Below are 12,451 nucleotides of genomic sequence, written 5' to 3' on the forward strand. Positions count from 1 at the left end.
TTGAAATTTAAAGAGAGGTTGGTGGGATGTATGAAAGAGCTTCAGAATATTTCGAACAACACAGTAAAACAAGTATGGGAGTGCCCTCGGATGGAAGTGCTGGATATCAGCGAGACCATGAACGGTGGACAGGGGATTTGGCAATATGTTTGGGACGGAGAATTCTGGAAGCTTGAACTTATGGTCAGTTAATTTAAGAGGTTAAAGAGCAATGTTTGATCAATAAAATAAATGAGGTGTAGTGAGAAGATGCAGACAAGTATCAAATGGATCATTCGACTAAGTACACTATCTTTATGTTTCATTTTGTTTGGAATCATGTATTCCGGAGTTTCTTATGCTACTGAATCTGACAATGCGGTTAGTGTGTCAGGTAAAGTGATTGATCGTCAGGGATTGCCTGTCAAGGACGCCACAGTCAAGTATTGGCTTGATTATGGGAATAAGGAACACAGCGTGGAGACAGATGAGAGTGGGAATTATCGTATTATTGAATCCGTTGAGAACTATACTGTATTTACCTTTTCAGTTGAAGCAGAGGGGTATGTGCCGTATCGACATTACACTTCCTATAGTTTAAGGGGTGGAGAGCAAATACAACTTGATTTTCGTATTTATGAGCCATCCACGATTGTAGGAACAGTCAAAGATCAGGCAGGCAGACCGGTTCCAGATGCTCGTATAAAAGTAACAAGTGTCTTTGATCGTATAGTGAAAACTGATCAGCAAGGTCGATATGCGGTTACAGGAATTGATTACGCCTATAATCCGAACATTGCAATATGGGTAGATGCCGATGATTATATGTTATATGAACAGGATCGCTTGGGTGTCCGGGAGGGAGGAACCTTGAGAATGGATGTTGTTTTGGCAGAGGCGGCACACGTGCGGGGAAAAGTTGTAGATGAGTCGGGCAATCCAGTAAGTGGGGCTAAAGTTAATGCTGGAGGTTCGGCAACAACAGATGCTCAAGGCAACTATTTAATAAAGCGCGTACCAACAGGGGCTAGAACGATAACGGGAGAAGCAGCAGGATATCTAAAAACGAGCCTGAGCGTTACTCTTGTAAAAGGAGATCATAATACGTTTAATATCGTACTTAAGAAGGATGCAGATTTTACACCTCCAGTAACCAAGTACAGATTAGTTCCTATTACAGATACTGTGAACGGGAAAATATACATCAAAGGATTTACATTCAGACTTCAGGCAACAGACGAAGTCAAAGGTTCGGGTGTAAAAACAACGCAATATCGAATCAACGGGGGAGAATGGAAAAACTATGAGGGACCCGTCAAGTTTTATGCCCCTGATGTCAAGGTGGTAGAGTACTATAGTACAGATGTTGCAGGTAACCAGGAGAAGTACAACAAAATGGATTTTATTAATGGCACATTTGAAGGGAATGGCACGTTTGAAGGGGAGAGTTACGACGATTGATTACTCGTTGATATGATATGTGAATAAATAACATGAGAATAAAAGACGGTTCTGACTTTATGATCCCTCGTGGTGAATCAAGATTCAGAGTCGTCTTTTCTGTTGGAATGACCCTAACGGTACTGACCTTGCCTCCCCTTTGAATCTCGTGATCAGATGGGTGTATAATCAAGAAGGTAAACTGGTATTTTATTATGTCATAAAGAAATTATATTGAATGTACAAGGCCGCGAATCACTATTGCGGTTGCAAATGATTTTATAAACAGGAGGTACGGCCGATGAGTAAAGCTACGAAAACAACAAATGAAGTCAGAAATGCGATTCAAAACCGTCGTACGGTGAAAAAATTCAAAAAAGAAGCTGTTCCTACACAGCAGATTATAGAATTGCTGGATACGGCAGTCTGGGCTCCTAATCATAAACTGCGTGAACCTTGGAGATTTTTGTTGTTTACCGGAAATGGACGGAAGAAACTGGCTGAGGCTATTGATGCAGAAATGGGAGAAGACAACAAATTCTCACCCAATATTATGCAAGTTCCATCCGTTATGCTTGTTGTGCTGGAAGAAGATCCAAGACAGAATATCTGGGACGAAGACTTCGCTGCGGTTAGTGCATTGGTTCAGAATTTTATGCTTGCAGCCTGGAGTGAAGACATTGGAACGTTCTGGGTGACCAAGCCATTTTTGTACGCTCCCAAATTCCGCAAACCGCTTGGAATAGAGGCGGGAGAGAAGATTGTAGGCATGATTTATATGGGATATCCTGATGTTATTCCTTCTGCCAAAGAACGCACACCAGCTAAGGACAAACTCACTCTTTTTGAATAATAGATTATTGTAGACCTTAGCTATATAAGATCCCCTTACGTTTACAGGGAAATCTACGTACAAGTACCTTTCTTCACAGAAGAGAAGGGCTTGTACGTTTTTTGTCATGTTGGCGTATCCGCATTGTAGAATCTGCATAAGGAATCCTTCTCGATCTTCCTCTGCTGTTTACAGTTTCATGCCCATTTCACTGCCTTTGGGTAAATCGGCCTGTTCTTCCCTCCATATGCTTCTAAAATAGCTTCAAAATAAATTAAGATCCAATTGACGATACTGGATGGCTTCAGCCACATGAGCTGTCACAATTTCACCTTCATGGTCCAGATCGGCAATTGTCTGTGCCATCTTGATAATCCGATCATGTGCACGCATGCTCAGGTTTAACGTTTGCAGCGTTTGCTCTAACAGTTGCTCTGCCTCTTGGGGGAGATGGATCGTTCGTCGCAAAAGCGTGCCCGAAAGCTGGCTATTCCAACGGACTGAACTTTTGGCATAACGTGTAGCCTGAATTTGATGAGCGTGGATCACTTTTGCCTGCATTTCTTCAGAGGAAGGAGAAGCAGCAGACTTGCGCCACTCGCCTGGTGGAGGAACCTCAACCTGAAGATCAATGCGGTCCAGCAGTGGTCCTGAAATTTTGGCTCGGTACGCGGCAACACGGGCTGGACTACATATGCAGCGTTGCTCCTCCGAATGAGCGGACAAATATCCGCAGGGACAGGGATTCATGGAACATGCAAGCATAAACTGGGCCGGAAAGGTGAAAGCAGCCCGTGCCCGACTAATTGTCACTGTGCGATCCTCTAACGGTTGCCTTAATACCTCCAGCACTTGGCGCTGGAATTCAGGTAATTCATCCAGAAACAATATGCCCCGGTGGGCAAGGCTCACTTCACCCGGTTTTGGGATACCACCGCCTCCAATCAGACCAGAGGTGGATATCGTGTGGTGAGGAGAGCGAAAAGGTCTGTCTGCAATCAGGCCTTGAGGCGCTTCTTTCAACTTGCCTGCGGCACTTAATACTTTGGTGACTTCCAACGCTTCATCTTCTGACAAAGGAGGAAGGATGGAGGGTAGACGTTTGATTAACATCGTTTTGCCCGTGCCTGGCGGTCCAACGAGCAGTATATTATGCATGCCGGCTGCAGCAATCATAAGCGCGCGTTTTACATGATGCTGCCCTAGAACATCACTATAGTCGTCTGCAAATAATGGTGTTTGTCTCGTCTTCCTATCCGCCATCTTATGAGTCTTATCAGTTATAGGAGCAGCGAGGTGTGCATAATTTTTCAACACGACTGGTCCTGCATTCGAATTATTTGGTATTCCCACTGAATTAGAGGGTTGATCTGGGTTTTCCGGAGCAATATCCTGTAAATGACGAATACCAAAAACCTGGATACCTCGAATCAGTGACGCTTCCTCCACGTTATCCAAAGGTAGGAGCACGGACGTAAAGCCTTGCCGTTTGGCCAGATCCACCATGGATAAAATGCCCGGCACGGACCTGATCGAACCGTCCAACGCCAGTTCGCCAACCACTAGTGTCCGTTCCTGGGGAGGAAGTACAAGCTGGCCGCTTGTCATAAGTAAACCAATAGCAATGGCTAGATCAAAGGAAGATCCTTCCTTGCGTAGATCAGCGGGGGCCAGATTGATTGTGATCCGCTGTAAAGGATACTGATATCCGCAGTTTTTAATCGCTGCACGGACACGTTCAACGGCCTCACGAATAGCTGAATCCGGTAAACCGATGATGGATGTCTGTGGCAGACCATTAGATAAATCGGTTTCCACCTCGATCAGAACACCATCGATTCCGTACAAACACGCACTGTGTAATTTTCCGTACATAACAAAGAAACACCTCACTCGATTCTTGACTCCGCATAATACGGGCCAGTCTACGAATTAAGGTGCTTCCTCAGCTTCTATTAAGCATTTTATATAAAAGGAATCATGGAGTCAACCTGTCATTATCATTGCTGTAGTCATCTTTCCTGATCCCTGAATTTTATTTCTGGAAGGAAATCATTAAATAGCTTTGGTGAAATGGTTACGTATAAACTTTCATTATGATTATTAAATTTGACCTGAGAAATCGTGAATCTGTTCGCTGGACTTATCTATTATTGTTGTTAAATCATGGGGATGAAATGATAATTATCTAATTATATTTATATTTTACGCAATCTAATTTATCATAATTAAATTGAATAGTAAAATCATTTGTGCTCAATTATTCTGTTTTTTTTCTATTTTGTGATAGTATAGATCTATAGTTCCCGTATTATTAGGAATAGATTGCACAATAGGCAGGTGAGAAAGACATATGCAGACTGACAGTTTGAAGCTGGATAACCAATTATGCTTTGCCATATATGCTTGTTCACGTGAGATTACGAAGATGTACCAGCCTTATCTGGAGGTACTTGGCGTAACGTATTCCCAGTATTTGGTGTTGATGGTTTTATGGGAACGTGAAGAATGTACGGTTAAGGAGATCGGGGAGGCTCTCTATCTCGATTCGGGAACGTTGACACCACTTCTCAAACGTTTGCAGTCAGCAGGACTTATTAATCGCGAACGCTCGGCTCAGGACGAACGAAAAGTATTAATTACACTAACCGACTCGGGTCGTGAGTTGCGGAACAAGGCATTATCCATACCTGAATCCATTCAGGGAGATGCGTGTTTGAACAGTACAGAGTTTGAAACATTGCTGGGTCAGTTCAAAGGATTGCTGGAGAAAGTTCACGAAACCAACACCAACGCAGCCAAAAAATAAAATGTAGTTTTACATCAAGGAAACCTCAGTTTTTAGCTGAGGTTTTTTCCATAAATACCCAAGCATTCACAATATGGGATCATACTCATATCAAAATACTGTCTATTAACCATTAGTTTTTTAAGGAAAGCGTTTTAAAAACGTGTTACAATGAATTGGGCTTGAGTGAAAATAGTCAACATTTGTCTTTTGTTAGTCTACCAACCCGCCTTGTTGCAGTCATGTTGATAGGAGGATTCGAGAATGAATATCCATGAATATCAAGGAAAAGAAGTACTGAAACAGTATGGAGTTACCGTTCCAAACGGAAAGGTTGCTTATACAGTCGATGAAGCGGTCGCGGCCGCTGAGGCATTGGGCAGTCCAGTGACTGTTGTCAAAGCACAGATTCACGCAGGTGGCCGGGGTAAAGCCGGCGGCGTAAAAGTGGCAAAGAGTACGGATGAAGTTCGTGCCTATGCTTCTGAAATTCTGGGCAAAGTATTGGTAACACACCAGACTGGACCAGAAGGTAAAGAAGTGAAACGTCTTCTGATTGAAGAAGGATGCGATATCCGCAAAGAGTATTATGTGGGTGTTGTTGTGGACCGTGCCACAGGCCGTGTAGTTATGATGGCTTCCGAAGAAGGCGGTACTGAGATTGAAGAAGTAGCTGAAGCTACACCTGAGAAAATTTTCAAAGAAATCATTGACCCTGCCATTGGATTGCAAGTGTTCCAGGCCCGTAAACTGGCCTACAGCATTAAGATTCCAAATGAACTGGTGAACAAAGCTGTTAAGTTCATGCTCGCGCTGTACACTGCATTTGTCGAAAAAGATTGCTCTATTGCAGAGATCAATCCTCTCGTTGTTACCGGAGATGGAAACGTTATCGCGCTAGATGCGAAATTAAACTTTGACTCCAACGCCCTGTTCCGTCACAAAGACATTTTGGAACTGCGTGACCTGGATGAAGAGGATGAAAAAGAAATCGAAGCTTCCAAATACGACCTCAGCTACATAGCACTTGATGGCAACATCGGCTGTATGGTCAATGGTGCGGGACTTGCGATGGCAACGATGGATATTATTAAATACTACGGTGGAGACCCGGCCAACTTCCTTGACGTTGGGGGCGGTGCAACAACAGAGAAGGTGACTGAAGCATTTAAGATCATCTTATCCGATGCCAAAGTAGCTGGGATCTTTGTTAACATCTTCGGTGGCATCATGCGCTGTGATGTTATCGCCAATGGTGTTGTTGAAGCCGCGAAGCAGCTTGGCCTGACCAAACCGCTGGTTGTTCGTCTTGAAGGAACTAACGTGGAGCTTGGCAAACGTATTCTGGGTGAATCTGGCCTGAATATCGTTCCTGCTGATTCCATGGCCGATGGTGCACAGAAAATTGTTGCCCTCGTAAAATAAGTTCATTCCTTAGTACCGGAGCTGTCCGGGAATTGAAAAATAACCGTAAGGATGTGAAGCAACGTGAGTATTTTGATCGATAAAAATACAAAAGTCATTACGCAAGGCATTACGGGTTCAACGGGAATGTTCCACACGAAGGGCGCATTGGACTACGGAACCCAGATGGTAGGCGGAGTTACACCGGGTAAAGGCGGAACTAATGTGGATATCACGTTGGAAGACGGTACAGTAGCTAGTCTGCCGGTGTTCAACACTGTGCAGGAAGCGAAGGAAGCTACAGGCGCAACAGCGAGCGTCATTTACGTTCCTCCTGCATTTGCAGCAGATTCCATTATGGAAGCTGTTGATGCTGAGCTGGACCTCGTGATCTGTATTACAGAAGGTATTCCGGTTCTTGACATGATCAAGGTTGACCGCTTCATGGAAGGTAAAAATACCGTCCTGATCGGACCAAACTGTCCAGGTGTCATTACACCAGGCGAATGTAAAATCGGTATCATGCCTGGTTATATCCATATGGCAGGGCACGTAGGCGTTGTTTCCCGTAGTGGAACACTTACCTATGAAGCCGTTCATCAACTGACGACACGTGGCATTGGACAATCTTCTGCTGTAGGAATCGGGGGAGACCCTGTAAAAGGCTCCGAGTTCATTGATATCCTCAAACGGTTCAATGAAGATCCACAGACTCATGCGGTCATCATGATTGGTGAGATTGGTGGTACAGCTGAAGAGGATGCTGCAGATTGGGTACGTGAAAACATGACCAAACCGGTTGTTGGCTTTATCGGTGGCGTAACAGCGCCTCCAGGCAAACGGATGGGCCATGCTGGCGCTATTATCTCTGGCGGTAAAGGTACAGCCAAAGAGAAGATTGCGAAGCTGGAATCATGTGGAATCAAAGTAGCACCAACTCCTGCTGAGATGGGTTCGACTTTGGTGAGTGTACTTGAGGAACGCGGTATTTTGAATTTGTGCACGACACATTAATTCTTTTTCGTTATAATAGAAGAAACGGCTCGGAAATGATTTATTTCTGGTAGACCGACTATTATGGTTACGGAAAAGGTAAGCAACCTTTTGTCCTTGAACAGGGCGAAGGGTTGCTTTTTTGCGTTTTTTTTTACGGAAAAAGGGGGAGGAATTGTCTCTCATCTGCGTAAACGCTTGCATTCCGTGGTCACTTAACACACAATATGAGGGAAGATCTCTTCCCGCTTTGGGAGGTTTATGGTATGAAAGAAAGATGGATCTTGTTTGGGTTACATGAGATGGAGGGCATTGGAAAGAAAACAATCTCGAAACTGATTCTGGGACAACATGAATTACCCGAACTATTGAATTATGGGGAAAGCGACTGGGTCGCAGCAGGCTTGCGCAAAGATCAAGCTGCACGTTTGGCTAGCCAATTTACTATCGACTGGATCGAGAGTAAAAGAGAACACGTTTACAATCAGGGGATAGAGGTTATTACTTATCTGGATCAGAATTATCCCATATTAATGAAGGAAACCGTTCAGCCTCCCTGGGTAATGTATGCTCGAGGGGATGTTAGTTTGCTTCACAATTCGTCTATTGCCATGGTGGGAACTCGTATGCCAACCGTGTATGGGCGCAAAGTTGGAGAAAAGCTTGCAGAGCAATTATGCAATGCAGGACTGACGATTGTAAGCGGGCTTGCCCGCGGTATTGATAGCGTATGTCATGAGGCAGTACTACGTGCCAAAGGAAAAACGATTGCAGTATTTGGAACAGGGATTGATAATATATACCCACCCGAAAATACAAGCCTCGCTGAACGAATCGCGGAGACAGGGCTGCTTTTGTCGGAATATCCACCAGGTACGAGAGCGCGCCAGGGATTATTTCCGGAACGGAATCGAATCATTGCCGGTCTGACACTGGGAACATTGGTTGTTGAGGCTGACATTCGCAGTGGTTCACTCATTACAGCAGATGCTGCGCTTGAAGCAGGCAGGGATGTATTTGCAGTCCCTGGACCTATTACATCGCCGAAAAGTCGGGGAGCACACAATCTTATCCGTCAAGGGGCCAAATTGGTCACTTGTGCAGCAGATGTATTGGAAGAGTATCGATTGGGCTTGCCAAATGCAGAACAACTTCCTTACAATAGAGGACGTTCGACCGAAACAAGCGAGCCTTCCAGGCGTGGGATATTCGCTGAGGTTAAGCTCTCTCCAGATGAACAACGTGTGATTTATCTGTTGGAACAGGGAGAACAATCATTGGATCAACTGGTTGAGCTGCTTGGTTGGGATTTTGGACATTTGCATTCAGTTCTGTTATCTTTAATCATAAAAAAGCAGATTAGCCAATTACCAGGCACTAAATACGCGAGGGTATGACGAAGCTACAACTTACGTAGTGCGTGGAAATATATAATTAGCAGAAGTTATTAACTATGCATAAGCTTACAGAAACAGTTTCATGACAGTTTCATGACTGAGAGGAGGATGAACCTATGGCGGATGCACTCGTAATCGTGGAGTCGCCCTCAAAGGCGAAGACGATAGGCAAATATTTAGGCAGCAAGTTCATCGTAAAAGCTTCGATGGGGCATATTCGCGATTTGCCAAAGAGTCAGATCGGCGTTGAGGTAGAGAATGATTTTAATCCGAAATATATTACGATCCGCGGCAAAGGTTCAATTTTGAAAGAACTGAAGGATGCACGGAAGAAAGTGAAAAAAGTGTATCTCGCAGCTGACCCGGATCGCGAAGGTGAGGCTATCGCATGGCATTTGGCCCATGCCCTTGAACTGGACGATACGGCAGATTGCCGGGTAGTATTTAATGAAATTACAAAACAGGCGGTCAAAGATGCGTTCAAAACGCCGCGGAAAATCAATATGGATTTGGTTAACGCGCAGCAGGCAAGACGTATTCTGGATCGGCTCGTTGGATATAAAATTAGTCCGTTATTATGGAAGAAAGTGAAAAAAGGTTTGTCTGCAGGCCGGGTTCAGTCCGTGGCTGTTAAAATCATTTTAGATCGTGAAAATGAAATTGATGATTTTGAGCCGGAAGAATACTGGAGCATTACCGCCAAGCTGACAGCAGACGGCAATCCGTTTGAAGCCAAGTTTCATAAACTGAACGGGGCCAAAACAGAGCTGGGCAGTGAAGAGGAAGTGCAAGCGATCCTGAAACAGATCGAAGGTGCAGACTTTACGATCAAGGAAGTTAAAGAGAAAGAACGGAGCCGTAATCCCTCCGCCCCGTTTACGACAAGTTCTCTGCAACAGGAAGCGGCGCGTAAATTGAATTTCAGAGCTTCCAAGACGATGTCGGTCGCCCAACAACTATATGAAGGTGTAGACCTTGGAAAAGAAGGCACAGTAGGTCTCATCACGTATATGCGTACGGACTCCACACGAATTGCGGCATCTGCACAAGAAGAAGCCAAAGAATATATCGTTGGTAAGTATGGTGAGCCATTTGCACCTGAGACTCCACGAAACTATTCCAAAAAAGCAGCTAATGCTCAGGATGCGCATGAAGCGATTCGTCCAACTTCAATTCTGCGTGACCCTGACTCAATCAAGTCATTCATGAGTCGCGATCAGTTCCGGTTGTACAAACTGGTATGGGAACGTTTTGTTGCGAGCCAGATGTCTTCGGCTATCCTGGATACACTCTCTGTAGATATTGCTGCGGGGGACACCATTTTCCGTGCAGCAGGTTCGAAGGTACGATTCCAAGGTTTCATGAAGGTATATGTTGAAGGAAACGACGATGGTACAACCGATGAAGATCGTCTGTTGCCCCCGTTGAAAAGTGGAGATGTGCTTGAGAAGCAGGAGATTGAGCCAAAACAGCATTTTACACAACCGCCACCCCGATATACGGAGGCAAGGTTGGTTAAGACGCTTGAGGAATTGGGTATAGGGCGTCCGAGTACATATGCGCCAACACTGGAGACCATTCAGAAGCGCGGATATGTTGCAATTGAGGAAAAGAAATTCATGCCGACCGAGCTGGGTGAACTGGTCATCGAACAGATGGAAGAGTTTTTCCCGGAAATCCTGAATGTAGAGTTCACCGCAAACATGGAAGGTGATCTTGACCATGTGGAGGAAGGTTCGGAGGATTGGGTCAAGGTACTCGCAGAATTCTATGAATCTTTTGAGAAACGCCTTGAGTTTGCGGAAGAAGAAATGAAAGAAATCGAGATTGAAGACGAAGTATCCGATGAGATCTGTGAGAAGTGCGGCAAACCGCTGGTTTATAAACTCGGACGTTTTGGCAAGTTTCTTGCGTGCTCGGGCTTCCCTGATTGCCGGAATACCAAACCGATTATCAAGGATATCGGCGTGACTTGTCCGAAGTGTAAGGAAGGTCATGTTGTTGAGCGTCGTAGCAAAAAAGGACGTATTTTCTACGGTTGTGACAAATATCCTGAATGTGATTTTGTCTCATGGGACAGACCTTCAGCCAAACCATGTCCAAGTTGCGGATCGCTAATGATTGAAAAGCGGAACAAAAAGGGAGCACGATTGCAGTGTACTTCATGTGATCATCAGGAGCCGGTGGATGAACCGGATGACGAATCAGCAGATTAGTATATATGTGAATCAATACAATTATAGTGAAATATGAAATTGCTTTATGGGGGTAAATGATTTTGACGAATGAACAACAAGTAACCGTTATTGGTGCCGGGCTGGCAGGAACAGAAGCGGCCTGGCAGATTGCAAGTCGCGGCGTACGCGTGAAATTATACGAGATGAGACCTGTTGTGAAAACGCCAGCCCATCATACGGATAAATTTGCAGAACTGGTATGTAGCAACTCGCTTCGTGCGAATGGATTGACCAATGCAGTGGGTGTGTTAAAAGAAGAAATGAGAATGCTCAATTCTCTCGTATTGTCAGCAGCAGACAAACATGCAGTTCCCGCAGGTGGGGCACTTGCTGTGGACCGGGATGGATTTTCAGGTGAGATTACATCCACGTTGCACCAGCATCCGCTCATCGAAGTGGTGAATGAGGAATTAACTTCTCTGCCGGAAGATGGCATCGTTGTTGTTGCAACGGGGCCGCTGACCTCACCTGCCTTGTCTGAGCAAATCAAGGCACTAATGGGGGAAGAGTATTTCTACTTCTATGATGCAGCTGCACCGATCATCGAAAAAGATTCAATTGATATGAATAAAGTGTATCTGGCTTCCCGTTATGATAAGGGTGAAGCGGCATATCTGAACTGTCCGATGACAGAAGAAGAGTTTGATGTCTTCTATGAAGCTCTCATTACTGCTGAAGTCGCTCAATTGAAAGAGTTCGAGAAAGAAATCTACTTTGAAGGCTGTATGCCAATCGAAGTGATGATGAAACGCGGAAAACAGACGGCTCTGTTTGGTCCGATGAAACCGGTAGGTCTGGTTAACCCTCATACAGGAGAGTTGCCACATGCGGTTGTTCAGCTTAGACAGGACAATGCAGCTGGAACCCTGTATAACTTGGTGGGCTTCCAGACGCATCTGAAATGGGGAGAACAGAAACGTGTCTTTTCCCTTATTCCTGGACTTGAAAATGCAGAGTTCGTTCGTTATGGCGTAATGCACCGTAATACATTTATTAACTCTCCTAAACTGCTTCTTCCGACGTATCAGTTTAAAGAGCGTCCAAACCTGTTCTTTGCAGGTCAGATGACGGGTGTAGAAGGATATGTGGAATCTGCTGCATCAGGGCTGATTGCCGGCATGAACGCAGCCAAAGCAGCACTTGGGCAGGAACTGGTGGTATTGCCCGTAGAAACAACACTTGGCAGTATGGCTCAGTATATTACAACTGCTGACTTCAAGCACTTCCAACCAATGAACGCAAACTTTGGTTTGCTGCCGAAGCTTGAAACGAAGATTCGTAACAAAAAGGAAAAAAATGAAGCTCTTGCACAGCGTGCCCTGGATGGCATCACCAGTTTTGCTGCGGCAGAAGGTCTAACTGTTCCGGAACGCGTATAAAT

At 44.9% G+C, this 12,451-nt stretch carries 10 protein-coding genes; 9 read left to right on the forward strand and 1 reads right to left on the reverse strand.

The window, feature by feature from the left end:
• Window positions 1-30: 30 nt before the first annotated feature.
• The 3 genes from MHI48_RS11275 (at window position 31) to MHI48_RS11285 (ending at window position 2,272) form a co-directional block, all read left to right on the forward strand.
• Window positions 31-192 (forward strand): paeninodin family lasso peptide, encoded by a 162-nt coding sequence (locus MHI48_RS11275; RefSeq protein ID WP_143781352.1) that lies wholly within the window; start codon window positions 31-33, stop codon window positions 190-192.
• A 57-nt stretch (window positions 193-249) separates the two neighbouring features.
• Window positions 250-1,440 carry a carboxypeptidase-like regulatory domain-containing protein gene (locus MHI48_RS11280; protein ID WP_036670356.1) on the forward strand — a complete coding sequence of 397 codons (1,191 nt, stop codon included), beginning with the start codon at window positions 250-252 and terminating at the stop codon, window positions 1,438-1,440.
• A gap of 280 nt (window positions 1,441-1,720) precedes the next feature.
• Window positions 1,721-2,272, forward strand: coding sequence for a nitroreductase (locus tag MHI48_RS11285; protein WP_036609391.1), 552 nt, complete (start codon window positions 1,721-1,723; stop codon window positions 2,270-2,272).
• 243 nt (window positions 2,273-2,515) lie between these two features.
• Here the strand turns inward: MHI48_RS11285 and MHI48_RS11290 are convergent, their stop codons facing one another.
• Entirely contained in the window at window positions 2,516-4,126 is a 1,611-nt protein-coding gene (locus MHI48_RS11290; RefSeq protein ID WP_036609389.1) for a YifB family Mg chelatase-like AAA ATPase, read from the reverse strand.
• A gap of 478 nt (window positions 4,127-4,604) precedes the next feature.
• Here MHI48_RS11290 and MHI48_RS11295 point away from each other — a divergent pair, with 478 nt between their 5' ends.
• The 6 genes from MHI48_RS11295 to trmFO all read left to right on the forward strand — a co-directional run bounded on the left by MHI48_RS11295 (window position 4,605) and on the right by trmFO (window position 12,449).
• Window positions 4,605-5,060: a MarR family winged helix-turn-helix transcriptional regulator gene (locus MHI48_RS11295; RefSeq protein ID WP_036609387.1), complete on the forward strand. Its 456-nt coding sequence runs from the start codon at window positions 4,605-4,607 to the stop codon at window positions 5,058-5,060.
• A gap of 243 nt (window positions 5,061-5,303) precedes the next feature.
• Window positions 5,304-6,464: an ADP-forming succinate--CoA ligase subunit beta gene (sucC, locus tag MHI48_RS11300; RefSeq protein ID WP_036609384.1), complete on the forward strand. Its 1,161-nt coding sequence runs from the start codon at window positions 5,304-5,306 to the stop codon at window positions 6,462-6,464.
• A gap of 63 nt (window positions 6,465-6,527) precedes the next feature.
• A complete protein-coding gene (sucD, locus tag MHI48_RS11305; protein ID WP_036609382.1) occupies window positions 6,528-7,457 on the forward strand; it encodes a succinate--CoA ligase subunit alpha in 930 nt (309 codons plus the stop codon).
• 245 nt (window positions 7,458-7,702) lie between these two features.
• On the forward strand, window positions 7,703-8,833 hold the full coding sequence (gene dprA / locus MHI48_RS11310) for a DNA-processing protein DprA (RefSeq protein ID WP_036609380.1): 1,131 nt from the start codon (window positions 7,703-7,705) through the stop codon (window positions 8,831-8,833).
• A 116-nt stretch (window positions 8,834-8,949) separates the two neighbouring features.
• A complete protein-coding gene (topA, locus tag MHI48_RS11315) occupies window positions 8,950-11,049 on the forward strand; it encodes a type I DNA topoisomerase (protein WP_036609379.1) in 2,100 nt (699 codons plus the stop codon).
• 56 nt (window positions 11,050-11,105) lie between these two features.
• Window positions 11,106-12,449, forward strand: a complete 1,344-nt coding sequence (trmFO, locus tag MHI48_RS11320) for an FADH(2)-oxidizing methylenetetrahydrofolate--tRNA-(uracil(54)-C(5))-methyltransferase TrmFO (RefSeq protein WP_370511405.1) — start codon at window positions 11,106-11,108, stop codon at window positions 12,447-12,449.
• The last annotated feature ends 2 nt before the right edge of the window (window positions 12,450-12,451 follow it).

This window comes from Paenibacillus sp. FSL H7-0942 (genome assembly GCF_045040715.1).
GTDB lineage: Bacteria > Bacillota > Bacilli > Paenibacillales > Paenibacillaceae > Paenibacillus > Paenibacillus amylolyticus.